This window comes from Serratia sp. CY82433, assembly GCF_052166535.1.
GTDB classification, from domain to species: domain Bacteria; phylum Pseudomonadota; class Gammaproteobacteria; order Enterobacterales; family Enterobacteriaceae; genus Serratia; species Serratia sarumanii.
The window spans coordinates 178,691-204,223 of record NZ_JBJNOR010000003.1 but is presented as its reverse complement, the minus strand read 5'-3'; the positions used below and the strand labels follow the sequence as shown (position 1 = coordinate 204,223).

The following is a 25,533-nucleotide window of genomic DNA, read 5'->3' as shown; positions in this document are numbered from 1 at the left end:
CATACCTTCAAACGGGGAGACATTTCGGATGCGTAAAATTAAAGGGTTACGCTGGTACATGATCGGGCTGGTGACCGTCGGCACCGTGCTGGGTTACCTGACCCGCAACGCCATCGCCGTGGCGGCGCCGACGCTGGAAGATACGCTGCACATCACCACCCAACAGTATTCCTACATCGTCGCCGCCTACTCCGCCTGCTACACCGTGATGCAGCCGGTGGCGGGCTATGTGCTGGACGTGCTGGGCACCAAGGTCGGCTACGCCATGTTCGCCATTCTGTGGGCGCTGTTCTGCATGGGCACCGCGCTGGCCAACAGCTGGGGCGGCCTGGCGCTGGCGCGCGGCGCGGTCGGCATGGCCGAGGCGGCGATGATCCCCGCCGGGCTGAAGGCCAGCAGCGAGTGGTTTCCGGCCAAAGAGCGTTCGATCGCCGTCGGCTATTTCAACGTCGGTTCGTCGATCGGCGGCATGATCGCCCCGCCGCTGGTGGTGTGGGCCATCGTGGCGCACAGCTGGGAGATGGCGTTCATCATCACCGGCGTGCTGAGCCTGATCTGGGCCATCTGCTGGCTGCTGTTCTACAAACACCCAAAAGATCAGAAGAAACTGAGCCAGGAAGAACGCCGTTACATCCTCGAAGGCCAGGAGGCGCAGCACCAGACCTCTAACGCCAAAAAAATGTCCGCCTGGCAGATCGTGCGCAACCGCCAGTTCTGGGGCATCGCGCTGCCGCGCTTTCTGGCGGAGCCGGCCTGGGGCACCTTCAACGCCTGGATCCCGCTGTTCATGTTCAAGGCCTACGGTTTTAACCTGAAAGAGATCGCCATGTTCGCCTGGATGCCGATGCTGTTCGCCGATCTCGGCTGCATCGTCGGCGGCTACCTGCCGCCGCTGTTCCAGAAGTATTTCAAGGTCAATCTGATCGTCTCGCGCAAGCTGGTGGTGACGATGGGGGCGGTGTTGATGATCGGCCCCGGCATGATTGGCCTGTTCACCAGCCCTTACGCGGCTATTGCGCTGTTGTGCGTCGGCGGCTTCGCCCATCAGGCGCTGTCCGGCGCGCTGATCACCCTCTCTTCCGACGTGTTCGGCCGCAATGAGGTGGCGACCGCCAACGGCCTGACCGGCATGGCGGCCTGGACCGCCAGCACGCTGTTCGCGCTGGTGGTCGGCGCCCTGGCGGACACTCTCGGCTTCAGCCCGCTGTTCGCCGCGCTGTCGGTCTTCGATATTCTCGGCGCCATCGTCATCTGGACGGTGCTGCAAAACCGCCCGGCCGCCGAAGCGCAACCGGCCGCGCTGCAGCCGTCTCCGGCGCGCAGCTGATCCCGTCGCCCGGCCCCCGCGCCGGGCCTTCTGCTCCTCTGGCAGCGGTGCCGAATAAGTGGTATAACAAATCCGATGGCCACGCGCCCCTTCCCACCGCACCGTATAGAGCATTCACTATGGAATTCACTGAAACCAGACGCCTGTATCAGCAACTGGCCGCCGAGCTTAAACAACGCATCGAAAGCGGCCGCTACCCGGTGGGCGACAAGCTGCCGGCCGAGCGATACATCGCCGAAGAGATGAATGTCAGCCGCACCGTGGTGCGCGAAGCGATCATCATGCTGGAAGTGGAAGGCTATGTGGACGTGCGCAAGGGATCCGGGATCCACGTGGTGTCCAACCAGCAAAAACACCTGGTGGTGCCGGGCGACAGCATCGAGTTCGCCACCGCCGGCCCGTTTGAGCTGCTGCAGGCGCGCCAGCTGATCGAAAGCAACATCGCCGAATTCGCTGCCACCCAGGTGACCAAGCAAGATATCGTGCAGCTGATGGAGATCCAGGAGCACGCCCGCAAAGAGGATCGCTTTCGCGACTCGCAGTGGGATCTGAAGTTCCACGTGCAGGTGGCGCTGGCCACCCAGAACACCGCCATGGCCACCATCGTGGAAAAAATGTGGGTGCAGCGGGTCAACAACCCTTACTGGAAGAAACTGCACGAACATATCGACGAACGTTCGATCGCCAGCTGGTGCGACGATCACGATCAGATCCTCAAGGCGCTGATGCGCAAAGATCCTTACGCCGCCAAACTGGCGATGTGGCAACACCTGGAAAACACCAAGCAGATGCTGTTCAACGCCACCAGCGACGATTTCGAATACAATGCCGACCGCTATCTGTTCGCCGAGAATCCGGTGGTGCATCTGGATGGCGTGAGCCACGAACCGAAATAGCCACGGCGGTCAAAAACCGTCGGCTTATGTCAGGTAATGTAAAATCCGCTGAATCGATGCCGGAACCGCCGTTTGCCGTGTACTATTTCACCGTCGGCAACGTAGATTTCCCTGTTGCCAATCGTGCTATTTTGGTAGAGTTAGCCCACTTTTTTACCCATTGCTGCGGGGGCGGGACGCGAATAAATGCGCTGGTTGTTTGCCATGCTGATTGCTGTTTTTTGCTGGACCGGTTCGGTCTCCGGCCAACAGCTATGCGTGGCGTCACCCAAGCCAACCCCCAGCGCGCTGAGCAGCCTGCCGCTGCTGGCGGAGCCGGCGCTTTCCCCCTATGATCATGTGTATCGGGCACCGGCCGAAGCGCGCCGCAAAGCCCCCGGCAAGTTGCCGCTGCTGCTGCCCAGAGCGCACTCTTTCCCCGGTTCGCTGCTCGCATCCTCCCTGCCGGCGCCGGTCTATACCTTGGCCGCAGAGCCGGGCTACCGAATTCGCTTCCCTCGCCAGGACACTCCGGCTCCCAACCGGCTTGCCCAGGTCGACTGGATGCTGGACGCCTCCAGGCAACAGAGTCGGCAGGCCGGCTGGAAAGAAAGTAACATGCAGTACCGTGGCACGCTGACTTATCACCTATGACCGGTGTCGCACCGCTAAAAACCTTAAAGCAACGCCGTTTCATCGTTATCAGCATTCAGGATCGCCGCGCGCTTTCAGCCCACGCCCGTTCCGCCGCTGAGATAAAAATAAACAATGACGTTTTAGGAACACCGGATGGACATCATTAAAGAACTGATACATGCCCTGTGGCAGCAGGATTTTGAGACGCTGGCGAACCCTTCGTTGGTGTGGACCCTCTACATCCTGCTGTTCATGATTCTGTTTTTGGAAAACGGCCTGCTGCCGGCCGCTTTCCTGCCGGGTGACAGCCTGCTGATCCTGGTCGGCGTGCTGATCGCCAAAGGCACCATGGGCTTCCCGCTGACCATCGTCATCCTTACCGTCGCTGCCAGCCTGGGATGCTGGGTCAGCTACATACAGGGCCGGTGGCTCGGCAATACGCGAACGGTGCAAGGCTGGCTTTCGCACCTGCCGGCCCACTACCATCAACGCGCTCACAACCTGTTCCACCGCCACGGGCTTTCCGCCCTGCTGGTCGGCCGCTTCCTGGCCTTCGTGCGCACCCTGCTGCCGACCATCGCCGGCCTGTCCGGCCTGAGCAACGCGCGCTTCCAGTTCTTCAACTGGATGAGCGGCCTGCTGTGGGTCTTGATCCTGACAACGCTGGGCTTCGCACTGGGCAAAACCCCGGTGTTCCGCAAGTATGAAGATCAGCTGATGTTCTGCCTGATGATGTTGCCGCTGGTATTGCTGGTGGTCGGGTTGATCGGCTCGTTGATCGTGCTGTGGCGCAAGAAACGCGCCAGCGGCCAGAACCCGGGGAAAGGGGCGTGACAGCAAAGCGCCCGCGCTGGCAATACGTCCTGATGATCGCGCTCGCCCTGCTGGCGTTGGCGACGCTGTTGGTGCCCTGCATGGTGCGCACCGAGAGCGAGCTGCGCATTCGCGCCAGCCAGCAAGGGCTGTCGCTGCCCGACGGTTTTTACGTCTACCAGCGCCTGGATGAGCGCGGCATCCGCATCAAAAGCATCACGCCGGAAGGCGATGGCCTGGTCATCCGTCTGGATTCGCCGGAGCAGCAGTTGCTGGCGCGCGAAGCGCTGCAAACCATCCTGCCGCCCGGTTACCACATCGCGTTGAGCGAATCCCCCGTGCCGTCGCATTGGGTACGCGAATTTGCGCGTTCCCCACTCAATCTGGGATAATCCCCCTTCATATGAAGGGGTTTCCTTTCATTGCATTATTTTCATTTTCATTCGCACCGATTAGCTCAAGAATTAATCAGTCAGCACCGAGTCACGGCTGATTCTTTGGGGGCGCGCCGGTTTCATGACTATGCTGAAGGGTAACTTCAGCCGGCGATGAACGCCCTCCTCTCGCGCTGCCGCCTTCGGCAGTCAGGAAAGCGGGTGCCTGTTCAGGCATCCCATGAAAAGGAACTGAAAGATGAAATTACGCCATTCACTGTTACTGCTGTTGCCACTCTGCACGCTGCCGGCCCTCGCTTCGGCCGCTGAGGGCGGCTGCGCCGCCAAAGCGCAAGACATCCAGCAGCAAATCGACTATGCCACCCAGCACGGCAACACCCACCGCGTGGACGGGCTGAAAAAAGCACTGAGCGAAGTGCAGACTCACTGTACCGAAGCCGGCCTGCAGGCCGAACGCCAGGAAAATATCGCAGAGAAACAGCGCAAGGTCGACGAACGCCGGCAGGAGCTGAAAGAAGCGCAGCAAACCGGCAAGCTGGACAAGGTCGCCAAGAAGCAGCAGAAGCTGGCGGAAGCGCAGGCTGAGCTGAAACGCGCTCAGGCGGAATAATTTTTTTGTACCAGCGGATTTATCGATGAGAGCCCCATCACACGGGATTTATTAAGCATATGGGATTGATGCCTGGTGTTATCTGCTGGCCATCACCCCTTTGCTCCGGCGAAAAAATCCGCTATGTTAAAAGTCTGTCGAAATAAACGTTAAGGAATAATCACATGGCACATGATTCAAATGCAGAAAACTTACGCGCTGAACTGAAGTCCTTAGCCGATACGCTGGAGGAAGTGCTGAACTCCTCTACCGACAAGCCGAAAGCCGAGCTGGAGAAGCTGCGCTCGAAGGCGGAAGGCGCGCTGAAAGAGACCCGTGCTCGCCTGAGCGACGCCGGTGACAAGCTGGCTTCGCAAACCAAGCAGATCGCCGGCCAGGCCGACGACTATGTGCGCGACAACCCGTGGACCGGCATCGGCATCGGCGCGGCGGTCGGCGTGGTGTTGGGCGTGCTGCTCGCGCGTCGTTAATCATGGCTGAACAACCGCAAGTGCGCGCGCAGGGCCCCGCTAAAGGGGTCCTGGATATCGGTCAGCGCATCATCACGATCCTGGTCGGCATGGTGGAAACCCGTGTCCGGCTGGCGGTGGTCGAGCTGGAAGAGGAGAAAGCCAACCTCATTCAGCTGCTGATCATGGCCGGTATGACGCTGCTGTTCACCGCCTTCGGTTTGATGAGCCTGCTGATCCTGATCTTCTGGGCCATCGATCCGGTCTATCGGCTGATGGCGCTGGGTGCCACGACCGGCGTGCTGCTGTTCCTGGCCGTGGTCGGCACCATTTGGACGCTGGTCAAGGCCCGTCGCACCACGCTGCTCGGCGCCACGCGCAAGCAGCTGGAACTCGATCGTGCCGAACTGGAGCGCGAGCCATGAGCCGCCGCCGCTATCTGGAATGGAAAAAAGAGAGGCTGATTCGCCAGATCCAGCAACAGCGTCTGGATCTGGCCGAACACAAGTCTTTATGGCTGGAAAAGACCGAACGCATCGACCGCGGCTGGCAGACGGTGTTTGGCCTGCGCCGCTATCTGGTGCTCGGTTCAAGCGTCATGGCGCTGTACGGCATCCGCCACCCCAGCAAGATGATCCGCTGGTCGCGCCGCGCTTTCGGCGCCTGGAGCGCTATCCGACTGTTTAAAAAGACCTTCTCCGCCAAGTAAGCCCCGCGCTTTTCCTTCAAACATCCTGTTGCTCCGCCCTCGCTTTCCCCCTAAAACAGCGCTGCTTATCCCGAGGGCCGGGCAACCTGCTGACAAGCGTCAGTTTATTAGCACGCTAAAGATTCAGATTTTTTGAAAAATTACGACAGTTTTACTTGCTAACAACCTGAGCACTTCCCGCTTAACATTCACTCCATCAATTCGAGACGGAGCGGACAGGGTAAGAGACCCGCTACGCCGCCCGTTGATATGACTACCGCCGAACAGGCACACAAAAACACGTTGGAGTAGATGATGAAAAAATTAGAAGATACAGGTTTGTTGGTTGCTCGTATTCTGATGCCAATCCTGTTTATCGTGGCAGGCTACGGCAAAATGGGTGACGCTTATGCCGGTACCCAACAGTACATGCAATCGATGGGCGTGCCTGGCTTCTTGCTGCCACTGACCATCCTGCTGGAATTTGGCGGCGGTCTGGCGATCCTGTTCGGCTTCCTGACCCGTACCGTGGCGCTGTTCACTGCCGGTTTCACCATTCTGACCGCGCTGCTGTTCCACACTGACTTTGCGGAAGGCGTAAACCAGCTGATGTTCATGAAAAACCTGACCATCGCCGGCGGCTTCATCGTGTTGGCGGTCGCAGGCCCTGGCGGCTTTAGCATCGACCGTCTTCTGAACAAGAAATGGTAATCTAAACTGTCATTCAGGGCCCGGCATGCCGGGCCCTGTCGCTTTTCACTCGGACACCAAGGAGATTCCCATGGGACAACTCGTCGATGGCGTTTGGCAAGACATCTGGTATGACACGAAATCTACCGGCGGCCGTTTCAAACGTTCAACCGCTCAGTTTCGCAATTGGGTGACCGCCGACGGTCAGCCGGGCGAACACGGCGCGGGCGGCTTCCAGGCCGAAGCGGGCCGTTATCACCTGTACGTTTCTCTCGCCTGCCCCTGGGCGCACCGCACGCTGCTGATGCGCAAACTGAAAGGGCTGGAGCAGATCATTCCGGTCTCGGTGGTGCACCCGCTGATGCTGGAAAACGGCTGGACCTTCGGCCAGGATTTTCCTGAAACCACCGGCGATCCGCTGTATCACGCCGACTTCTTGTACCAGATCTACCTGCGTGCCGATCCGCACTACAGCGGGCGCGTAACCGTGCCGGTGCTGTGGGATAAACAGCAGCAAACCATCGTCAGCAACGAATCCGCCGATATCATCCGCATGTTCAACAGCGCGTTTGACGGCGTGGGCGCCCGCGCGGGCGATTACTACCCGGCCGAGCTGCGCGGCAAAATCGATGAGCTGAACGGCTGGATTTACGATCAAGTGAACAACGGCGTGTACAAGGCCGGTTTCGCCACCAGCCAGGAAGCGTATGACGACGCGGTCAACGGGGTCTTCAACGCGCTGGAACGCCTGGAGCAGATCCTGGGGCAGCACCGCTACCTGACCGGCGATCGGCTGACCGAAGCCGACCTGCGTCTGTGGACCACGCTGGTGCGCTTCGATCCGGTGTACGTCACCCACTTCAAGTGCGATAAACACCGCATCAGCGACTACCTGAACCTGTACGGTTTCCTGCGCGACATCTACCAGATGCCGGGCATCACCGAAACGGTCAGCCTGCCGCACATTCGCAACCACTACTACCGCAGCCACGCCACCATCAACCCGCACGGCATCATTTCCATCGGGCCGGCGCAGGATCTGGACGAGCCGCACGGCCGCGACCAGCGCTTCGCCTAAGGCAAAAAAAATCCCCTTGCCGCCCGGCAAGGGGATGTCATCCAACCGGCGTTAGCGCTGCGCGAACAGGCGCGGAATTTCGCGCAGGAACCAGGCTTTCGCCTCCCCCATGCTGTCGCGCCGCCAGGCCATGATGATATCGGCTTCGCGGCTGTATTCCGGCCCCACCACGCGCAGCCGCCCGGCTTCGATATCTTTCTCCACCATCGGATATGGCATGGTCGCCACCCCTAACCCGGCCAGCAGCGCCAGACGCTTGTCTTCGATGGTGCTCACCGTCAGACGCTGCTGCTTATCCAGCAGCTGCACGGTCAACACCGGACGCTCGCGGGCGGTATCCGCCACCGCGATGCCGCGGTATTTCACGCGGGTCACCTCGGACAGCGGCTCCGGCTCCTGGTGGATAGGATGATCCGGCGCGGCGACGTAAACGCTCATCACCTTGTACAGTTTGCGGGTGTTGATCTCCGACGACGCGCGGAAGTGCATGTCCGGCGCGATCACGATGTCGGCGCGCCCCTGCTCCAGCCGTTCCCAGGCGCCCGCCAGCACCTCGGTGAAAATCGACACCTGGGTGTTGGCCTTCAGCGCCAGCTTGTCCACCAGCGGAAACAGCAGGCTCGGCGGCGACAGCGCTTCGCTGACGATGGTCAGGTGGGTTTCCCAACCGCGCGCCAGCGCTTCGGCGTCGGTGGTCAGCTTGTCGGCCGCTTCCAGCAGCACCCGCCCGCGCTCCAGCAACATGCGCCCCACGTTGGTGAACTTGGTGCGGTGGCCCGAACGGTCGAACAGCACCACGTCCAATTCTTCTTCCAATTTTTGCATGGTGTAGCTGAGCGCCGACGGCACCCGGCCCAATTCGTCGGCGGCCGCGGCGAAGCTGCCGCGCCGGTCGATCGCGTCCATCACTCTCAGCGCCTCAAGCGTGAGCGCCCGATCTCTGGCCATCACATCCCTCTGTCAGGAAATTTGAATATGCCGACCAGATTAACTGGCTAACAATCCGACGTCCAGATGCTTACCATTTGGATAATGAATTTAGAGAGCCGATTGCCATGATCACATGCAGAACAGCACAACAATGCGGGCAAGCTGACTTTGGTTGGCTGCAGGCTCGCTACACCTTTTCCTTTGGTCACTACTTCGATCCCAAACTGATGGGCTACGCGTCGCTGCGGGTGCTGAATCAGGAGGTGCTGGCGCCGGGCGCGTCGTTCCAGCCGCGCACCTATCCCAGCGTGGATATCCTGAACCTGATCCTGCAGGGCGAGGCGGAATACCGCGACAGCGACGGCAACACCGCGCGCACCAAAGCCGGTGAAGCGCTGCTGCTGGCCACCCAGCCGAGCCTGAGCTACAGCGAACAGAACGTCAGCAGCGATACGCCGCTGACTCGCCTGCAGCTGTGGCTGGACGCCTGCCCGGAACGCAACAACGAGCGGGTGCAGCGCCTGACGCTGCCGGCGGCGGGCAACCTGCTGCTGGCCTCGCCGGACGGCGCGCAGGGTAGCCTGCAGCTGCGCCAGCAGGTTTGGATCCACCATCTCGATCTGCAGCCGGGCGAAGAACAAACGCTGACGATTAACGGGCCGCGCGCCTATTTGCAGTCGATTCACGGCACCATCGCCGCCACCGGCGAGCGCCACGAAGAACAACGCCTGACCTGCGGCGACGGCGCCTTCGTGCGCGAGGAGAATCGCCTGACGATCCGCGCCGAGACGCCGCTGCGTGCGCTGCTGATTGATCTGCCGGTGTAAGCCGGCCGGAAAACGAAAAACCCCGCGCAACTGGCGTTGCGCGGGGTTTTCTTTTGTCGAGGGAGTTGACCGGTAAGCCGGGTTCTGTCGTGGACAGTCATTCCTCTAGGCCAGCAATCGCTCACTGGCTCAAGCAGCCTACCCGGGTTCAGTACGGGCCGTACCATGTGAACCCCTATTTGGCCTTGCTCCGGGTGGAGTTTACCGTGCCACGAACTGTTGCCAGCCGCGCGGTGCGCTCTTACCGCACCCTTTCACCCTTACCTGATCCCGCTTGCGCGGGCCATCGGCGGTTTGCTCTCTGTTGCACTAGTCGTAGGCTTGCGCCTCCCAGGCGTTACCTGGCACCCTGCCCTATGGAGCCCGGACTTTCCTCCCCTCCATCTGTCTCCCCGAAGAGGACGGCAATGAAGCGGCGACTGTCTGGTCAACTCCGGCGCGGATAGTAGCGTCGCGGCGACGGCAGGTCAACCGCTTTACGGCTGTTGTTGCTCCAGCGCGTGCTTATACAGCGCATTTTTCTTCACGCCGTGGATTTCCGCCGCCAGCGCCGCCGCCTTTTTCAGCGGCAGCTCTTTTTGCAGCAGCGCCAGCGTGCGCAGCGCCTCGAGCGGCAACGCATCCTCCTGCACCTTGTGGCCTTCGACGATCAGCACCATCTCGCCGCGGCGGCGCACTTCGTCTTCCTGCACCCACGCCAGCAGCTCGCCCACCGGCGCGCCGTGGATGGATTCCCAGGTTTTGGTCAGCTCGCGCGCCAACACCACATAGCGCTGCGGGCCCCAGACGGTAACCATGTCCTGCAGGCTTTCCAGCAGGCGGTGAGTGGATTCGTAGAAAATCAGCGTGCGCGGTTCCTCCGCCAGCGCCATCAGCGTATCCTTGCGCCCCTTGGTTTTCGCCGGCAGGAAGCCCTCGTAGCAGAAACGGTCGGAAGCGACGCCCGCGGCGCACAGCGCGGTGGTGGCGGCGCAGGCGCCCGGCAGCGGCACCACGCGAATGCCGGCCTCGCGGCAGCGGCGCACCAGGTGATAACCGGGATCGTTGATCAGCGGCGTGCCGGCGTCGGACACCAGCGCGATGCTCTGGCCCTCCTGCAGTTTCGCCAGCAATTGATCGGCCTTTTGCTGTTCGTTGTGATCATGCAGCGCGAACAGACGCGCGTTGATCGCGAAGTGTTGCAGCAGCAATCCGGTATGGCGCGTGTCTTCCGCCGCGATCAGATCAACGCTTTTCAGTACCTCTAACGCACGGTGGGTGATATCGCCCAGATTGCCGATTGGGGTGGGCACCACATACAGCGTTGATGCAGAAATGACTGATTGTTGGTGTTGATTCATTGTTTCATCCGGGTTGCCGATTTAATATTGAGCATCTTGAAAAAAACATCACTGGATACAGTATGCTTTCCTCAACATTCGTTCGTACCAAAGCAGGGCGTTCCAAGCCTGTCCGACTTACCGCAGTCATCGCGGCCGCCCTTTTCCTGGCAGGCTGTCCAAGTCGGGCCCCGCAAACGCCGCCCGCCAATATACAGGACGAAGCGAGCGCCAGCTCCGATTACTACCTGCAGCAGTTGCAGCAAAGCAGCGATGATAACAAGGCTGACTGGCAATTACTTGCTATTCGCGCCTTGCTGCGTGAAGGAAAACTGCCGCAGGCCGGCGACCAGTTGAATCAGCTGCCGAAAAACCTCAGCGGCGCGCAGCAGACTGAACGCCAGTTGCTGACCGCCGAACTGCAGATCGCCAACAAGAGCTACGTCAGCGCCCGCAGCACGCTGGGCCACCTGGACAGCGGTTCGCTGTCGCCGAATCAGAAGGTGCGCTACTACCAGGCGCAGATCGCCGCCAATCAGGGCAAAGCGTCGCTGCCGTTGATCCGCGCCTATATCGCCCAGGAGCCGTTGCTGACCGGCAAACCGCATCAGGACAACCTGGATCAGACCTGGCAGGCGCTGCTGCAGCTGACGCCGCAGGAGATGAACAGCCTGGTGATCAACGCCGACGAGAACGTGCTGCAAGGCTGGCTGGATCTGCTGCGCGTCTATCAGGACAACAAGCAGGATCCCGATCTGCTGAAGGCCGGCATCAAAGACTGGCAGAACCGTTATCCGAAGAACCCGGCGGCCAAAACGCTGCCGGCTCGCCTGAACCAGGTGCTGAACTTCACCCAGGCCTCCACCTCGAAAATCGCCCTGCTGCTGCCGTTGAACGGCCAGGCGAAAGTGTTCGCCGACGCCATCCAGCAAGGCTTCGAAGCGGCGAAAAACGGCGGTTCCATGCCGGCGCCGCAGCCTCAAGCCGCGCCACCGGCCAGCGCACCGGCCCAAACGGCGCCGGCCGTTCAGGCCGCCACGGGTGACATCAACGCCAACGGCGCGGTCAGCCCTTCGGCGCAAGAGAGCCAACCTGCCGTGACCGCCGCGCAACCCGCTGCGCCGTCCAGCGCGCCGATAACGCCGCCGCAGGCCGCCAACGCGCAGGTCAAAGTGTACGACACCACCAGCCAGCCGCTGGCCGCCTTGCTGAGCCAGGCGCAGCAGGATGGCGCCACCCTGGTGGTCGGGCCGCTGCTGAAAGAGAACGTCGATCAGCTGTCCGCCAGCACCACCACGCTGAACGTGCTGGCGCTCAACCAGCCGGAAACGCCGAAGGACAACCTGAACATCTGTTACTTCGCCCTGTCGCCGGAAGATGAAGCGCGCGACGCCGCTCGCCACATCTGGGAACAGCAGAAGCGTCAACCGCTGCTGCTGGTGCCGCGCGGCGCCTTCGGCGATCGCGTCGCCAAGGCCTTTAACCAGGAATGGCAGAAGCAAGGCGGGCAAACCGTGCTGCGTCAGGACATCGGCTCCGCCGGCGAGCTGCGCCAGATGGTGAACAGCGGCGGCATCCGCATGACCGGCACGCCGATGTCGAGCGCCCCGGCGCCGCAGAGCGTGACCATCGCCGGGCTGACCATTCCGGCGCCGCCGAGCGACGTGCCCGCCGCAACCGGCGGCGTCGACGCGGTGTATATCGTCGCCACGCAGTCTCAGCTGACGCTGATCAAACCGATGATCGACATGGCCACCAGCTCGCGCGGCAAGCCGGCGATGTACGCCAGCTCGCGCAGCTACCAGGCCGGCGCCGGCCCGGACTTCCGTCTGGAAATGGAAGGCCTGCAGTTCAGCGATATCCCGCTGCTGGCCGGTTCAAACCCTCAGCTGTTGCAGCAGGCCAGCGCGCGCTTCCGCAACGACTACTCGTTGGTGCGCCTGTATGCGATGGGGATGGATGCCTGGACATTGGCCAACCACTTTGCTGAAATGCGCCAGCTGCCGGGCTTCCAGGTTTCCGGCACCACCGGTATGCTGAGCGCGTCGCCGAACTGCGTGATCAACCGTAAGCTGCCTTGGCTGCAATACCGTCAGGGCACGGTCGTTCCGGTCTCTTGAACCCACGCGCCTCAGGGGCGGGCTATGAGTTACTGGCCCGCCGTCACCTGGAACACGCCGGGCTCACCTTCTGCGCCGCCAACGTCGCGGTGCGCGGCGGTGAGCTCGACCTCATCATGCGCGACGGCGCTACCTGGGTATTCGTCGAAGTGCGCTACCGCCGCAACGACGCCTTCGGCGGCGCGGCCGCCAGCGTCACCTTTCGCAAACAACGGCGGTTGCTGCACGCCGCCGCCGTCTGGCTGGCGGGGCGCGGAGCCAGTTTTGACACATCATCTTGCCGTTTTGATGTTTTGGCCATTACCGGTAGCCAGTTAGAATGGATACCCAACGCCTTCAATGCGGATTAATCGGGGTTTTGCGGCGCAGACCGGCCCTTTGACTTAGTGGATTAATACAACGTGCTGGATAGAATTAAAGTCTGTTTTACCGAAAGCATCCAAACCCAGATCGCGGCGGCGGAAGCATTGCCGGACGCCATTTCCCGCGCTGCGATGACGCTGGTTCAATCCTTACTCAACGGCAACAAAATCCTGTGCTGCGGCAACGGCACCTCGGCGGCCAACGCGCAGCACTTCGCCGCCAGTATGATCAACCGTTTTGAAACCGAGCGCCCCAGCCTGCCGGCCATCGCCCTCAACGCCGACAACGTGGTGCTGACGGCGATCAGCAACGATCGGCTGCACGACGAAGTGTACGCCAAGCAGGTGCGCGCGCTCGGGCACACCGGCGACGTGCTGCTGGCGATTTCCACCCGCGGCAACAGCCGTGATATTGTGAAAGCGGTCGAGGCGGCCGTCACGCGCGATATGACCATCGTCGCGCTCACCGGCTACGACGGCGGCGAGCTGGCCGGGCTGCTCGGCCAGCAGGACGTCGAGATCCGCATCCCGTCGCACCGCAGCTCACGCATTCAGGAAATGCATATGCTGACCGTAAACTGCCTGTGCGACCTGATAGACAACACGTTATTCCCCCACCAGGACGATTAAGGAACTGAGATGAAGCTAAAAGCCACATTTGCAGTGCTGTCCAGCGCCCTGCTGTTGCAAGGCTGTATCGCCGGCGTCGTCGTCGGCAGTGCGGCCGTCGCCACCAAAACCGCCACCGACCCGCGCAGCGTAGGGACCCAGGTGGATGACGGCACGCTGGAAGCCAGGGTCGAAAACGCCCTGAGCAAAGACCAGCAGTTGAAGAAAGATGCCCGGGTGGTCGCCACCGCCTATCAGGGCAAGGTGCTGTTGACCGGCCAGTCGCCTAACGCCGATCTCACCGCGCGCGCCAAGCAGATCGCCATGGGCGTGGAAGGCACGAGCGAAGTGTATAACGAAATCCGTCAGGGCACGCCGGTCAGCCTGAGCACCGCGTCCTCCGACACCTGGATCACCACCAAGGTGCGTTCGCAGCTGTTGACCAGCGATACGGTGAAATCGTCCAACGTGAAGGTCACTACCGAAAACGGCGAAGTGTTCTTGCTGGGCCTGGTCACGCAGCAGGAAGGGCAGTCGGCGGCGCAGATAGCCAGCCAGGTCAGCGGCGTGAAGCACGTCACCACCGCCTTTACCTATGTGAAATAATCCGCTTGGCGGGAACGGCGCCCTGCCGTTCCCGCCCGTTTAATCCAGCGAGTTCTCGCGTAAAAACGCTTCCCCGCCCAGCTGCCGCATCTGGCGCATGATCCACTGTTGACGCTGCACCACATAGCCGGACGGCGCATCGGCCCTGAAACGATGCGGATTCGGCAATACCGCCGCCAGCAGCGCCGCTTCGGCCGCGCTCAGCCGTTTAGCCGGCTTATGGAAAAAGCGCTGTGAAGCCTCCTCCACGCCGAATACCCCGTCGCCGAACTCGACGATGTTCAGATACACCGTCAGAATGCGCCGTTTGGTCCACACCAGCTCGATGCCCGACGTCAATCCGGCTTCCAGCCCTTTGCGCAGCCAGCTGCGGCCATCCCACAGAAACAGGTTCTTGGCGGTTTGCTGCGACAGCGTGGAGGCGCCGCGGATGCGCGTCGGGCGCTTCTCGTTGTGGCTGAGCGCCTTTTCAATGGCCGCCACGTCGAAGCCCCAATGGTCTGGAAACTTCTGATCCTCCGCCGCCATCACCGCCAGCGCCATTTGCGGCGAGATGTCGTCCATCGACACCCAGTCCGAATGGGCGACGTAGCCGAAGTCGCCGCTCAGCCAGGCGCTGACTTGCCGCTCCGCCATCACGGCGGAAAACGGCACCGGCAGGAAGGCGAAGAGCACAATGCCCAACGCCCACAGGCCGAGGATCGCGATGACGCCGCGCTTCAGCCAATACCACGGGCGCAGCCGCCGCCACCCGCCGAGCGATTTTCTCATTCGGCCAGTTCCAGCACCCGCGCCACCAGCTTATCGATGCCGAGGGCCGCCTGCGCGATCGACGGCGCCAGCATATAGGCCGGCGTGGTCACGATCTTGTGATCGCTGTCCACCACGATGTCGTCCACCGGGCAAATCACCGGTTCGCCGCCCATGGCGTCAATCACTTCTCCCAGGTCCGGATCGTTGCCAATGGTCAGCCGCGCTTGTTGATCCAGCAGTTTCGGCAACAGCGCCGGCGCGATGCACATCAGGCCAATTGGTTTGTTGGCCTTATGCATCTCGCGCGTCAGGCGCGCCAAATCTTCATCGACCCAACATTCCGCGCCGGCTTCGGCGAAATTGCTGAGGTTCTTGGCGGCGCCAAAGCCGCCGGGCACGATCAGCGCATCCAGCTGCGCGGCCTCCGCCAGCCTCAGCGGCTGCACCGCGCCGCGGGCAATGCGCGCCGACTCAATCAGGACATTGCGCGTCTCCGCCATCTCATCACCCGATAAGTGATTAATAACATGGCGTTGTGGTTTATCAGGCGCAAAGCACACCGCCTGCGCGCCGGCACGATCCAACGCCAGCAGCGTCAGCACCGCTTCATGGATCTCCGTACCGTCATAAACGCCGCTGCCGCTGAGGACTACACCCACCTTTTTCATCACTCTTACTCCTGTCGCTGCTGTCAACTGGTTCGTGCTCGGAGTTGACAAACACTAATCTACATCACACATTTTAATGAATCTTCTAACAAGAGCGCTTACATTTGCTATGTTGTTGGCTGTATGATGTTTAGGAATTCGCTACAACCTGCTCGACCAGAACACTGAAACCAATACGCAGGTTCACAATTTCCCTGGTGTTGGCGCAATATTCGCGCACCCCGGCTTAGGTCGGGGTCATTTTTTTTTCAGCGTTCTCTACCCAAGCCCGCAGTACCTGCACATCGTTGCGCCACTCTTGCTTCAACTCATCCACCCAGTCCTGCACGTTATCCCACCAGGCCGGCAGCGTCGGCGTTTGAATCTGCTGCGCCAGCTGCTGCAGATGGCGCAGACCGACCGAACCGGCGGCGCCCTTGATCTTGTGCCCTTCCTCGGTGATGCCTTTCTGATCGCGCGCCGTCATGTTGGAGTCCAGCACCGCCAGATAGCCCGGCATCATCTGTTCGAACATCTCCAGGCTTTGGTGGATCAGCTGCGGGCCAACCAGATCCATGTACTGTTCCAGCATCGCGGTATCGAGTAACGACTCATTAATCTGCATCGCCTTGTGCTCCGTTTTCTTTGAAGTGTGAGAAGGTTGATGATCCCAATAGTGTTTGATGACCTGGGTCAATGCCGGCACCGACAGCGGCTTGCTCAGCACATCGTCCATGCCCGCCTCGAGATACTCTTTTTTGTCTTTCAGCACGTTGGCGGTCAGCGCAACCAGCGGCGGCAGCGCCTGACCGGCATAGCGCTCACGCAGCGCCCGGGCGATGTCCAGCCCGGTCATGTCCGGCAGTTGAATGTCCAGCAGCACCAGATCGAACTCGTCCGGATCGAACATCGCCAGCGCATCGTGGCCGTTCATCGCCACTTCGACGCTGTTGCCCAGCTTCTCCAGCACCGAGCGCGCCACGATCACGTTCAGTTCGATATCCTCCACCAGCAGGATGTGCAGCGCCGGCAACGGCAGCTCCTCTTCCTCCGGCGCCGCGCTGACGGCTTCCTGCACCGCCGGCGCCTGGATGGTCAGAGTGAAGCAAGAACCGTGCCCCTGTTCGCTGCGCACGGTGATGTCGCCGCCCATGCTCTGCGCCAGCCGCTTGGAGACCGCCAGCCCGATGCCGGTGCCGGTGGCCGGGCGGCCGCCGCGCTGATCTTTCACCTGGTAATACATGGCGAAGATCTTGTCCTGCTCGTCCTGCGGGATGCCCATGCCCGAGTCTTCCACCTCGAACACCAGCTTCTCCTGCGCCTCGCGCCGCACGCGCACCACGATTTGCCCCTGCTGGGTGAATTTCACCGCGTTGCCGATCAGGTTCCACAAAATCTGCCGCAGGCGCGTGCCGTCGGTCACGATCTGCTGCGGCAGCGGCGTTTGCGGCTCCATGATGAACTGCAGCCCTTTCGGCTGCGCCAGCAGGCCGGAGAGATTCTCCAGATCCGCCAGGAAACCGGTGAAGTCCACCGGCTGGTTGTCGAGCTGCACCTTGCGCCGCTCGAGCTTGTCCATTTCGATAATGTCGTTGAAGATATTGCCGAGGGTGATGGCGCTGACGTGAATGGTCTTCAGGTATTTCAGCTGCTCGTCGTTCAGCTCGGTATCGAGCAGGATGCGGCTCAGGCCGACGATGCCGTTAAGCGGCGTACGCAGCTCGTGGCTGATGGTGGAGATAAAGGTGGTCTTCTCCCGGCTGGCGTTCTCCAGCGCGTCCTGGTAGCGCTTACGCTCGGTAATATCGCGGCCGAAGCCCATCAGCCCGTGGCGTTTGCCCACCCGGTCGTAAAACGGCACCTTGCGCAGTTCGAAACAGGCCTTGCGGCCGTCGGGATACACCAGCCATTGTTCGTAGGTCAGCGAGACGTTGTGGCGGAACACCTTCTCGTCGGTCTCAATGACCTTTTCGGCGATCTCCTGGCCGTAGACGTCGAACGGCGTCAGGCCGATCAGCTGCTTCTCGCTCTTGCCGGTCAGCAGCTCCATCGCGCGGTTGCAGCCGGAGAACTCTTTGTCTTCGTTGCGGTAGTAGACCAGGTCCGGCGAGGCGTCGAGGAAGGAACGCAGCAGCGCCGACTGCTGGCCCAGCTCAATCTGCGCCAGCTCGCGCTGTTCCATCTCTTCCGTCAGCTTCTCCATCACCTGCAGACGCTCTTCTTCCGCCTTGATGCGATCGGCGATCTCCTGATTCAGCTGGCTGATATTGTCTTTGAGCTGCTGATTGAGCTCCAGATCGCGGTGGCGCATCTCTTCCAGCTTGTCCACCAGCCGCGCCAGCCGTTGGCGCGACTCCTCCAGCTGCTCCACCACCACCGAGAGGAAGTAGACCGCCCACGGGGTGATCAACAGGCCGAAGAAGATTGAACGCACCACGTCGATGCTTTCCACTTCGCCGCGCAGCAGCATGGTCACCGCCATCTGCACCACCATCGCCAGCACCACCAGCGCCGAGGCCAGCAGCAGCGAGAAGCGCACCAACCCCAGTTTCACCATTAAATCAACGTAGTACTGGGCCAACACCCGGATTTGCTTCATAGCGGCTCCCATCAGACACAATCTTTTGAATCATACCGTAAATTTTTCCGCCGTGTCTGAGAGTCAAGTCCTGCTAACGGAAAATAGCGGCGTCTGGCGTGCATCGGGCGGTTCATTGCCGTCGACACCGTGGAAAAGCACGTTGATCAATCCGCTCATACTTAGGGATTAATCACTTGTAACTAAAAGACTTTTTATGTGACGCACCCCACACCTCAGCCGCTTGAGAAGGCCTTTCCGTTAATATATTAATGATGCACCGTGCATGACGCATGCTTTAGCAGACACGGATAGCGAAGCCCTAAGGCTTGAAGTAAGGGAAAGGATGTTATCCCGCGGTTTACTTTCACCGGCAGCAGCGTTGTGGCCAGCCCGGCAGGCTTCCCCATTTCCCTGACGTGAGGATTGACCATGTTAACCATCTATCGCACTACCCTGTTCGTCCTGTCTTTGACCGTTATTTTGCCCCTGAAGGCCGCCACTGCCGTGACCGGCTACCTGAGTGCAGAGCAACGGCAAATCGCCACGCTGTTGCCGCCGCCGCCTTCAACGGATACGCCGCAGAATCGGGCGGATCTGCAGGCGGTGCTGGCCATTCAGGCTAACCGCACGGCGGAACAAATCGCCAAAGCCAAGCGGGATGACCACCTGGAAGACGCCGCCTTCCCCTTCGCCCACGAGATCTTCGGCCCGACCTTTACCGTCGATCGCCATCCGCTCACCGCCGCCCTGTTCCGCCGGGTCTATCAGGACTTTGAACAAAGCCTGATGCCCGCCAAGGCCTTCTATGGCCGCCCGCGCCCCTATGAGGCCGACAGCCGCGTGAAACCGCTGCTGCCGCCGCCGGAAGGCGATTCCTACCCTAGCGGACACGCGATGGACAGCTACCTGACGGCGCTCCTGTTGGCGCAGATGGTGCCGGAAAAACGCAGCGCGCTGTTTGAGCGGGCGGCAAGCAATGCGCAAAGCCGGGTGATTGCCGGCGTTCACTACCCGAGCGATCTTGAAGGCGGCAAGTTGGCGGCGACGGCGCTCGCCGCACGACTGCTGGCGAATCCGCAACTGCAGGCCGATCTGCAGCGCGCCCGCGTGGAGGTGCGCGCCAACCTGCAGTTATAACGTCGGTGAATAATGCAGGGCGGCATCCAGCGCGCTGCCCTGCCCGCCGTATTGCTGCAGATAAGCGCCCACCGCCTGCATGCCGCGCCAGCGGTTTTCGCACCACAGCGGCGCCAGTAGCGTAGGCCGACGGGCGCTGGCGGACAGGCGGTGATACACCACCTCGCCCGGCGTGTGGCGGATCATCTCCCCGGCGCTGACGGCGTAATCTTCCAGCGCCAGTTCGGGCAAGCGCCCGGCGCGCCACGCGCGGGCCAGGGTGCTGCCGGTAACAACGTGCAGCGGATGCAGCTTGATGCCATCCACGCCGCTCTCCACCACCCGCTGCAGCGTGAGCAGATGATCGCGCTGGGTTTCTCCCGGCAGCCCGACGATCAGATGGCAGCACACCTTCAGCCCGCGCTGCCGAGCCCGTTGCGCGGTCTGCTGATAGCAGCGGAAATCATGGCCGCGGTTGATGCGTTTGAGCGTTTTATCGTGCGCCGTCTGCAGCCCCAGTTCCAGCCACACTTCATAACCCTCTTCGCGATACCCCGTCAGCAGATCCAATGCGGCGGCCGGCACGCAGTCCGGGCGAGTGCCGACGCACAGGCCGACCATGTCGCTCTGCGCCAACGCCTGCCGATACATCGACGCCAGCAGTTCGACCTCCGCATAGGTGCTGGTATAGGCCTGAAAATAGGCCAGATAGCGCCGCGCCCGGTCGACCCGCGCGGCCTGCTGCGCCAGCTGTTCGGCGATACTTTGCCGCTGCATCGCCTCATCGGCGAATGAAGCGACGTTGCAAAACGTACAGCCGCCGCGCCCCAACGTGCCGTCGCGGTTAGGGCAGTTGAATCCGCCATGCAGCGTGAGTTTATGGATCTTTTCGCCATGGCGGCGCTGGAGATCTGCGCCAAACATATTGACTAATTGCGGCAACTGCATAATCTTGGTGATTCTCTGTGTTCAAAGCCGCGATGCTAATAAGAAACGGCTTTTCCCGCGATGACAGAGATCAACGCTTTCCCCGCAAGGCGCCACCAGGCATAACTATTCATCATAACCGCAAATAAATTCACTATAATTCTGATGAATTATTCTAATCGTCACGCAACCGTTAACGGCAATATGACAACACGGTGAAAAATAGTCATAAACATCAACTAAGCAATATCTTATAGAATAAAACTCTGCCATTAACCCCCGCACTAGCATGGTGCAGAGATTAAGGGGTTGCACTATAGTGAGACAGCTCACACTTCTGCGGGGATCGGCGTTGCCCCACGATAGTGCAAAAATGCATTAAAAACCTTATTTTTCAAATAAATAAATACCATAAATTCAATAAGAATCTATCTTAAGCCCACATTTGACCTGCGAATTCTTTCTCGCTAAGTTGGAAGTCCGCTGGAAGCTTTCTGGACGGGCAAACGTCTCGTCATATTTATGCAGTAATTGAAGACTCCCTCTTAAAACAAGTCCTATACCACTTGTGAGACCGTCACGAGAGGCCATTGATGGAGGGCGGAAAAGCAGATTGGCGGGGTTAACTTGCTGATTGGACTTCTGCCTGAAATTGGGAAGCCCCCTCGCAGTAGGTTGTGAGAGTCACGCAGAGCCTGGGGAGGTTCACGATATGTTGTACGATAAATCCCAAGAGAGGGACAACTGTGGTTTCGGCCTGATCGCCCACATAGAAGGCGAACCTAGCCACAAGGTGGTGCGCACCGCCATTCACGCGCTGGCCCGCATGCAGCACCGCGGCGCGATCCTGGCCGACGGCAAGACCGGCGACGGCTGCGGCCTGTTGCTGCAAAAACCCGATCGCTTCTTCCGCATGGTGGCGGAAGAGCGCGGCTGGCGTTTGGCCAAGAACTACGCCGTCGGCATGATGTTCCTCAGCCAGAATGAAGAGGAAGCGCGCCTCAGCCGCCGCATCGTGGAAGAAGAGCTGCAAAACGAAACGCTGTCGATCGTCGGCTGGCGCGAAGTGCCAACCAACCCGGACGTGCTGGGTGAAATCGCCCTCTCCTCCCTGCCGCGCATCGAGCAAATCTTCGTTAACGCCCCGGCCGGCTGGCGCCCGCGCGATATGGAGCGCCGCCTGTTCGTGGCGCGCCGCCGCATCGAGAAACGCGTGCAGGACAACAGCTTCTACGTCTGCAGCTTCTCCAATCTGGTGACGATCTATAAAGGCCTGTGCATGCCTGCGGATCTGCCGCGCTTCTATCTCGATCTGGCGGACCTGCGCCTGGAATCGGCCATTTGCCTGTTCCACCAGCGCTTCTCCACCAACACCGTGCCGCGCTGGCCGCTGGCGCAGCCGTTCCGCTACCTGGCGCACAACGGCGAAATCAACACCATCACCGGCAACCGCCAATGGGCGCGTGCCCGTACCTACAAATTCCAAACGCCGCTGATCCCGGATCTGCAGGCCGCCGCGCCGTTCGTCAACGAAACCGGCTCCGACTCCAGCTCGCTGGACAACATGCTGGAGCTGCTGCTGGCGGGCGGGATGGATCTCATCCGCGCCATGCGCCTGCTGGTGCCGCCGGCCTGGCAGAACAACCCGGACATGGACGGCGATCTGCGCGCCTTCTTCGACTTCAACTCGATGCACATGGAGCCGTGGGACGGCCCGGCCGGCATCGTGATGTCCGACGGCCGCTACGCCGCCTGTAACCTCGATCGCAACGGCCTGCGCCCGGCGCGCTATGTGATCACCAAAGACAAGCTGATCACCTGCGCCTCCGAAGTCGGCATCTGGGATTACCAGCCGGATGAAGTGGTGGAAAAAGGCCGCGTCGGCCCCGGCGAGCTGATGGTGATCGACACCCGCAGCGGCCGCATCCTGCACTCGGCGGAAACCGACAACGATCTGAAAAGCCGCCACCCGTATAAAGAGTGGATGGAGAAAAACGTCAAACGCCTGGTGCCATTCGAAGATCTGCCGGACGATCAGGTCGGCAGCCGCGAACTCGACGACGCGCAGCTCGAAACCTACCAGAAACAGTTCGGCTACAGCAGCGAAGAGCTGGATCAGGTGATCCGCGTGCTGGGCGAGATCGGCCAGGAAGCCACCGGTTCGATGGGCGACGATACCCCGTTCGCCGTGCTCTCCAGCCGGCCGCGCATCGTTTACGACTATTTCCGCCAGCAGTTCGCGCAGGTCACCAACCCGCCGATCGATCCGCTGCGCGAAGCGCACGTCATGTCGCTGGCCACCAGCATCGGCCGTGAAATGAACGTGTTCTGCGAAGCCGAAGGCCAGGCGCACCGCCTGAGCTTCAAATCGCCGATCCTGCTGTACTCCGATTTCAAACAGCTCACCACGCTGGAAGGCGAATACTATCGCGCCGAGACGCTCGATCTGACCTTCGATCCGCAGCAGCAGGATCTGGAGCAGACCATTCGCGCCCTGTGCGACGAAGCGGAACGCAAGGTGCGCGAAGGCGCGGTGCTGTTGGTGCTGTCCGACCGCGCCATCGCGCCCGGCCGCCTGCCGGTCCCGGCCCCGATGGCCGTTGGCGCCGTGCAAACCCGCCTGGTAGAGAAAAGCCTGCGCTGCGACGCCAACCTGATTGTTGAAACCGCCAGCGCCCGCGATCCGCACCACTTCGCCGTGCTGCTCGGCTTCGGCGCGACCGCCATCTACCCGTACCTGGCCTATGAAACCCTGGCCAAGCTGGTGGACAGCCAGGCGATCGACAAGAAATACCGCGACGTGATGCTGAACTACCGCAACGGCATCAATAAAGGCCTGTACAAGATCATGTCCAAAATGGGCATCTCGACCATCGCCTCTTACCGCTGCTCCAAGCTGTTCGAAGCGGTCGGCCTGCATCGCGATCTGGCGGATCTGTGCTTCCAGGGCGTGGTCAGCCGCATCGGCGGCGCCAGCTTCAGCGACTTCCAGCAGGATCTGCAGAACCTTTCCAAGCGCGCCTGGCTGAAACGCAAACCGCTGGAGCAAGGCGGCCTGCTGAAATTCGTGCACGGCGGCGAATACCACGCCTACAACCCGGACGTGGTGAACTCGCTGCAAAAAGCGGTACACAGCGGGGAATATAGCGACTATCAGGCCTACGCCAAGCTGGTGAACGAGCGGCCGGTCGCCATGCTGCGCGATCTGCTGGCCATCACGCCGAAAGGCGAACCGATCCCGGTCGATCAGGTTGAACCAGCGGAGTCGCTGTTCAAACGCTTCGACACCGCGGCGATGTCGATCGGCGCACTGAGCCCGGAAGCGCACGAGTCGCTGGCGATCGCCATGAACGGCCTCGGCGGCTTCTCCAACTCCGGCGAAGGCGGCGAAGATCCGGCGCGCTACCGCACCAACAAGGTGTCGCGCATCAAACAGGTGGCCTCCGGCCGCTTCGGCGTGACGCCGGCCTACCTGGTGAACGCCGACGTGATCCAGATTAAGGTGGCGCAGGGCGCCAAACCGGGCGAAGGCGGCCAGCTGCCGGGCGACAAGGTGACTCCGTACATCGCCAGACTGCGTTACTCGGTGCCGGGCGTAACGCTGATCTCCCCGCCGCCGCACCACGACATCTACTCGATCGAAGATCTGGCGCAGCTGATCTTCGACCTGAAGCAGGTCAACCCGAAAGCGGTGATCTCGGTGAAACTGGTGTCCGAGCCGGGCGTCGGCACCATCGCCACCGGCGTGGCGAAAGCCTATGCCGATCTGATCACCATCGCCGGTTACGACGGCGGCACCGGCGCCAGCCCGCTGTCCTCGGTGAAATACGCCGGCTGTCCGTGGGAGCTGGGCCTGGTGGAAACCCAGCAGGCGCTGGTGGCCAACGGCCTGCGCCACAAGATCCGCCTGCAGGTGGACGGCGGCCTGAAAACCGGCGTCGACATCGTCAAGGCGGCGATCCTGGGCGCGGAAAGCTTCGGCTTCGGCACCGGGCCGATGGTGGCGCTGGGCTGTAAATACCTGCGCATCTGTCACCTCAACAACTGCGCGACCGGCGTCGCGACTCAGGACGACAAGCTGCGCCGCGATCACTACCACGGCCTGCCGGAACGCGTGACGAATTACTTCCAGTTTATCGCGCGTGAAACCCGCGAGATCATGGCGCAGCTGGGCGTGAGCCAGCTGGTGGATCTGATCGGCCGCACCGAGTTCCTGACCGAGCTGGACGGCATTTCCGCCAAGCAGAACAAGCTGGATCTGGCGCCGCTGCTGAAAACCGCCACGCCGCATCCGGGCAAAGCGGTGTACTGCACCGAAAGCAGCAACCCGGCGTTCGACAAGGGCCTGCTGAACAAAGAGCTGCTGGCGCAGGCGCAGCCGCATATCGAAGCGAAGCAGGGTAAAACCTTCTACTTCGACATTCGCAACACCGACCGCTCCGTGGGCGCCATGCTGTCCGGCGCAATCGCCGACGTGCACGGCGATCAGGGCATGGCGGCCGATCCGATCAAGGCGCACTTCTCCGGCACCGCCGGGCAGAGCTTCGGCGTCTGGAACGCCGGCGGCGTCGAGCTGACCCTGACCGGCGACGCCAACGACTATGTCGGCAAAGGCATGGCCGGCGGCAGCATCGCGGTGCGTCCGCCGATCGGCTCCGCCTTCCGCAGCCATGAAGCCAGCATCGTCGGCAACACCTGCCTGTACGGCGCCACCGGCGGCAAACTGTTCGCCGCCGGCCGCGCGGGCGAACGCTTCGCGGTGCGCAACTCCGGCGCCATCACCGTGGTGGAAGGCATCGGCGACAACGGCTGCGAATACATGACCGGCGGCATCGTCTGCGTGCTGGGTAAAACCGGCATCAACTTCGGTGCGGGCATGACCGGCGGCTTCGCCTACGTGCTGGACGAAGACGGCGAGTTCCGCAAGCGCGTGAACCCGGAGCTGGTGGAAGTGCTGGATGTCGATCAGCTGGCGATCCATGAGGAGCACCTGCGCGGCCTGATCACCGAACACGTGCAGGCGACCGGCTCTTCCCGCGCGGAAGAGATCCTGGCCAACTGGCCGGAGTGGGCGCCGAAGTTCGCCCTGGTCAAACCGAAGTCCAGCGATGTCAAAGCGCTGTTGGGTCACCGTAGCCGTTCCGCAGCCGAGCTGCGGGTGCAGGCGCAGTAAGA

Annotated in this window: 24 protein-coding genes and 1 other RNA gene; 18 read left to right on the top strand and 7 right to left on the bottom strand. The window is 61.4% G+C overall.

The genetic code is table 11. The annotated features are described in order from the left end of the window. Nucleotides 1-28: 28 nt before the first annotated feature. The 11 genes from ACJ8PI_RS17215 to ACJ8PI_RS17165 all read left to right on the top strand — a co-directional run bounded on the left by ACJ8PI_RS17215 (nt 29) and on the right by ACJ8PI_RS17165 (nt 7,561). Nucleotides 29-1,327, top strand: a complete 1,299-nt coding sequence (locus ACJ8PI_RS17215; protein ID WP_033636101.1) for an MFS transporter — start codon at nt 29-31, stop codon at nt 1,325-1,327. 119 nt (nt 1,328-1,446) lie between these two features. Then, nucleotides 1,447-2,223, top strand: a complete 777-nt coding sequence (gene exuR, locus ACJ8PI_RS17210) for a transcriptional regulator ExuR (protein WP_033636102.1) — start codon at nt 1,447-1,449, stop codon at nt 2,221-2,223. A gap of 186 nt (nt 2,224-2,409) precedes the next feature. Beyond that, nucleotides 2,410-2,856 carry a hypothetical protein gene (locus tag ACJ8PI_RS17205; RefSeq protein ID WP_033636103.1) on the top strand — a complete coding sequence of 149 codons (447 nt, stop codon included), beginning with the start codon at nt 2,410-2,412 and terminating at the stop codon, nt 2,854-2,856. A 135-nt stretch (nt 2,857-2,991) separates the two neighbouring features. After that, nucleotides 2,992-3,672, top strand: a complete 681-nt coding sequence (locus ACJ8PI_RS17200; RefSeq protein WP_033636104.1) for a DedA family protein — start codon at nt 2,992-2,994, stop codon at nt 3,670-3,672. Next, nucleotides 3,669-4,043, top strand: coding sequence for an EnvZ/OmpR regulon moderator MzrA (gene mzrA, locus ACJ8PI_RS17195; RefSeq protein WP_004937130.1), 375 nt, complete (start codon nt 3,669-3,671; stop codon nt 4,041-4,043). Before ACJ8PI_RS17200 ends, mzrA begins: the two co-directional genes overlap by 4 nt. A gap of 241 nt (nt 4,044-4,284) precedes the next feature. Continuing rightward, on the top strand, nt 4,285-4,656 hold the full coding sequence (locus tag ACJ8PI_RS17190; protein WP_033649008.1) for a DUF1090 domain-containing protein: 372 nt from the start codon (nt 4,285-4,287) through the stop codon (nt 4,654-4,656). Nucleotides 4,657-4,820: 164 nt separating this feature from the next. Further along, a complete protein-coding gene (locus tag ACJ8PI_RS17185; protein ID WP_004937125.1) occupies nt 4,821-5,126 on the top strand; it encodes a DUF883 family protein in 306 nt (101 codons plus the stop codon). Between the two features lie 2 nt (nt 5,127-5,128). Further along, nucleotides 5,129-5,530 (top strand): phage holin family protein, encoded by a 402-nt coding sequence (locus ACJ8PI_RS17180; protein ID WP_033636106.1) that lies wholly within the window; start codon nt 5,129-5,131, stop codon nt 5,528-5,530. Further along, complete coding sequence (locus tag ACJ8PI_RS17175; RefSeq protein WP_004937121.1) at nt 5,527-5,814, top strand: YqjK-like family protein; 288 nt, start codon at nt 5,527-5,529, stop codon at nt 5,812-5,814. The genes ACJ8PI_RS17180 and ACJ8PI_RS17175 overlap by 4 nt, the downstream gene beginning before the upstream one ends. Before the next feature lie 294 nt (nt 5,815-6,108). Further along, nucleotides 6,109-6,504: a DoxX family protein gene (locus ACJ8PI_RS17170; RefSeq protein WP_004937119.1), complete on the top strand. Its 396-nt coding sequence runs from the start codon at nt 6,109-6,111 to the stop codon at nt 6,502-6,504. A gap of 70 nt (nt 6,505-6,574) precedes the next feature. Beyond that, nucleotides 6,575-7,561 (top strand): glutathione S-transferase family protein, encoded by a 987-nt coding sequence (locus tag ACJ8PI_RS17165; protein WP_060431400.1) that lies wholly within the window; start codon nt 6,575-6,577, stop codon nt 7,559-7,561. A 51-nt stretch (nt 7,562-7,612) separates the two neighbouring features. On the opposite strand, the gene ACJ8PI_RS17160 is transcribed toward ACJ8PI_RS17165, so the two are convergent. Then, nucleotides 7,613-8,509 (bottom strand): LysR family transcriptional regulator, encoded by an 897-nt coding sequence (locus tag ACJ8PI_RS17160; protein WP_004937113.1) that lies wholly within the window; start codon nt 8,507-8,509, stop codon nt 7,613-7,615. A 107-nt stretch (nt 8,510-8,616) separates the two neighbouring features. Here ACJ8PI_RS17160 and ACJ8PI_RS17155 point away from each other — a divergent pair, with 107 nt between their 5' ends. After that, nucleotides 8,617-9,318, top strand: a complete 702-nt coding sequence (locus ACJ8PI_RS17155; protein ID WP_164134675.1) for a pirin family protein — start codon at nt 8,617-8,619, stop codon at nt 9,316-9,318. Between the two features lie 57 nt (nt 9,319-9,375). Here ACJ8PI_RS17155 and rnpB read toward each other — a convergent pair. Then, an RNA gene (rnpB, locus tag ACJ8PI_RS17150) (RNase P RNA component class A) lies at nt 9,376-9,753 on the bottom strand. A gap of 41 nt (nt 9,754-9,794) precedes the next feature. Further along, the gene (rsmI, locus tag ACJ8PI_RS17145) at nt 9,795-10,658 is read right to left on the bottom strand and encodes a 16S rRNA (cytidine(1402)-2'-O)-methyltransferase (RefSeq protein WP_074026945.1); all 864 of its coding nucleotides are present in this window, start codon (nt 10,656-10,658) and stop codon (nt 9,795-9,797) included. Between the two features lie 62 nt (nt 10,659-10,720). On the opposite strand from rsmI, the gene ACJ8PI_RS17140 reads away from it, so the two are divergent. From ACJ8PI_RS17140 to dolP, 4 genes are read left to right on the top strand one after another with little or no spacing between them, the layout of a single operon-like run. Then, nucleotides 10,721-12,757: a penicillin-binding protein activator gene (locus ACJ8PI_RS17140; RefSeq protein WP_164134676.1), complete on the top strand. Its 2,037-nt coding sequence runs from the start codon at nt 10,721-10,723 to the stop codon at nt 12,755-12,757. After that, nucleotides 12,754-13,107, top strand: a complete 354-nt coding sequence (locus tag ACJ8PI_RS17135; RefSeq protein WP_086556960.1) for a YraN family protein — start codon at nt 12,754-12,756, stop codon at nt 13,105-13,107. Before ACJ8PI_RS17140 ends, ACJ8PI_RS17135 begins: the two co-directional genes overlap by 4 nt. 51 nt (nt 13,108-13,158) lie before the next feature. Further along, entirely contained in the window at nt 13,159-13,749 is a 591-nt protein-coding gene (gene diaA / locus ACJ8PI_RS17130) for a DnaA initiator-associating protein DiaA (RefSeq protein WP_004937103.1), read from the top strand. A gap of 9 nt (nt 13,750-13,758) precedes the next feature. Next, nucleotides 13,759-14,334 (top strand): division/outer membrane stress-associated lipid-binding lipoprotein, encoded by a 576-nt coding sequence (dolP, locus tag ACJ8PI_RS17125; protein ID WP_033636114.1) that lies wholly within the window; start codon nt 13,759-13,761, stop codon nt 14,332-14,334. Nucleotides 14,335-14,373: 39 nt separating this feature from the next. Here dolP and mtgA read toward each other — a convergent pair whose 3' ends face one another. From mtgA to arcB, 3 genes are all read right to left on the bottom strand, one after another. After that, the gene (gene mtgA / locus ACJ8PI_RS17120; RefSeq protein ID WP_060430954.1) at nt 14,374-15,105 is read right to left on the bottom strand and encodes a monofunctional biosynthetic peptidoglycan transglycosylase; all 732 of its coding nucleotides are present in this window, start codon (nt 15,103-15,105) and stop codon (nt 14,374-14,376) included. Further along, nucleotides 15,102-15,755, bottom strand: coding sequence for an isoprenoid biosynthesis glyoxalase ElbB (gene elbB / locus ACJ8PI_RS17115; RefSeq protein WP_060439242.1), 654 nt, complete (start codon nt 15,753-15,755; stop codon nt 15,102-15,104). Before elbB ends, mtgA begins: the two co-directional genes overlap by 4 nt. A 226-nt stretch (nt 15,756-15,981) precedes the next feature. Continuing rightward, a complete protein-coding gene (arcB, locus tag ACJ8PI_RS17110; protein WP_164134677.1) occupies nt 15,982-18,333 on the bottom strand; it encodes an aerobic respiration two-component sensor histidine kinase ArcB in 2,352 nt (783 codons plus the stop codon). A gap of 411 nt (nt 18,334-18,744) precedes the next feature. Here arcB and ACJ8PI_RS17105 point away from each other — a divergent pair, with 411 nt between their 5' ends. Continuing rightward, nucleotides 18,745-19,452, top strand: a complete 708-nt coding sequence (locus tag ACJ8PI_RS17105) for an acid phosphatase (RefSeq protein ID WP_041036815.1) — start codon at nt 18,745-18,747, stop codon at nt 19,450-19,452. On the opposite strand, the gene ACJ8PI_RS17100 is transcribed toward ACJ8PI_RS17105, so the two are convergent. Then, entirely contained in the window at nt 19,447-20,379 is a 933-nt protein-coding gene (locus ACJ8PI_RS17100; RefSeq protein ID WP_103799133.1) for a TIGR01212 family radical SAM protein, read from the bottom strand. The genes ACJ8PI_RS17105 and ACJ8PI_RS17100 overlap by 6 nt on opposite strands. 691 nt (nt 20,380-21,070) lie before the next feature. Between ACJ8PI_RS17100 and gltB the strand changes: the two genes are divergently transcribed. Further along, on the top strand, nt 21,071-25,531 hold the full coding sequence (gltB, locus tag ACJ8PI_RS17095; protein WP_039569401.1) for a glutamate synthase large subunit: 4,461 nt from the start codon (nt 21,071-21,073) through the stop codon (nt 25,529-25,531). Nucleotides 25,532-25,533 lie beyond the last annotated feature (2 nt).

Excerpts from the sequence above, each read along its gene's own strand:
- ACJ8PI_RS17160 (WP_004937113.1), bottom strand. The coding sequence starts at position 8,509 with ATGGCCAGAGATCGGGCGCTCACGCTTGAGGCGCTGAGAGTGATGGAC.
- ACJ8PI_RS17155 (WP_164134675.1), top strand. The coding sequence starts at position 8,617 with ATGATCACATGCAGAACAGCACAACAATGCGGGCAAGCTGACTTTGGT.
- ACJ8PI_RS17185 (WP_004937125.1), top strand. The coding sequence starts at position 4,821 with ATGGCACATGATTCAAATGCAGAAAACTTACGCGCTGAACTGAAGTCC.
- ACJ8PI_RS17215 (WP_033636101.1), top strand. The coding sequence starts at position 29 with ATGCGTAAAATTAAAGGGTTACGCTGGTACATGATCGGGCTGGTGACC.
- ACJ8PI_RS17200 (WP_033636104.1), top strand. The coding sequence starts at position 2,992 with ATGGACATCATTAAAGAACTGATACATGCCCTGTGGCAGCAGGATTTT.
- ACJ8PI_RS17105 (WP_041036815.1), top strand. The coding sequence starts at position 18,745 with ATGTTAACCATCTATCGCACTACCCTGTTCGTCCTGTCTTTGACCGTT.
- ACJ8PI_RS17175 (WP_004937121.1), top strand. The coding sequence starts at position 5,527 with ATGAGCCGCCGCCGCTATCTGGAATGGAAAAAAGAGAGGCTGATTCGC.
- arcB (WP_164134677.1), bottom strand. The coding sequence starts at position 18,333 with ATGAAGCAAATCCGGGTGTTGGCCCAGTACTACGTTGATTTAATGGTG.
- ACJ8PI_RS17180 (WP_033636106.1), top strand. The coding sequence starts at position 5,129 with ATGGCTGAACAACCGCAAGTGCGCGCGCAGGGCCCCGCTAAAGGGGTC.
- mtgA (WP_060430954.1), bottom strand. The coding sequence starts at position 15,105 with ATGAGAAAATCGCTCGGCGGGTGGCGGCGGCTGCGCCCGTGGTATTGG.
- gltB (WP_039569401.1), top strand. The coding sequence starts at position 21,071 with ATGTTGTACGATAAATCCCAAGAGAGGGACAACTGTGGTTTCGGCCTG.
- dolP (WP_033636114.1), top strand. The coding sequence starts at position 13,759 with ATGAAGCTAAAAGCCACATTTGCAGTGCTGTCCAGCGCCCTGCTGTTG.
- ACJ8PI_RS17190 (WP_033649008.1), top strand. The coding sequence starts at position 4,285 with ATGAAATTACGCCATTCACTGTTACTGCTGTTGCCACTCTGCACGCTG.
- elbB (WP_060439242.1), bottom strand. The coding sequence starts at position 15,755 with ATGAAAAAGGTGGGTGTAGTCCTCAGCGGCAGCGGCGTTTATGACGGT.
- rsmI (WP_074026945.1), bottom strand. The coding sequence starts at position 10,658 with ATGAATCAACACCAACAATCAGTCATTTCTGCATCAACGCTGTATGTG.
- ACJ8PI_RS17205 (WP_033636103.1), top strand. The coding sequence starts at position 2,410 with ATGCGCTGGTTGTTTGCCATGCTGATTGCTGTTTTTTGCTGGACCGGT.
- ACJ8PI_RS17100 (WP_103799133.1), bottom strand. The coding sequence starts at position 20,379 with ATGCAGTTGCCGCAATTAGTCAATATGTTTGGCGCAGATCTCCAGCGC.
- ACJ8PI_RS17170 (WP_004937119.1), top strand. The coding sequence starts at position 6,109 with ATGAAAAAATTAGAAGATACAGGTTTGTTGGTTGCTCGTATTCTGATG.
- ACJ8PI_RS17140 (WP_164134676.1), top strand. The coding sequence starts at position 10,721 with ATGCTTTCCTCAACATTCGTTCGTACCAAAGCAGGGCGTTCCAAGCCT.
- exuR (WP_033636102.1), top strand. The coding sequence starts at position 1,447 with ATGGAATTCACTGAAACCAGACGCCTGTATCAGCAACTGGCCGCCGAG.
- ACJ8PI_RS17165 (WP_060431400.1), top strand. The coding sequence starts at position 6,575 with ATGGGACAACTCGTCGATGGCGTTTGGCAAGACATCTGGTATGACACG.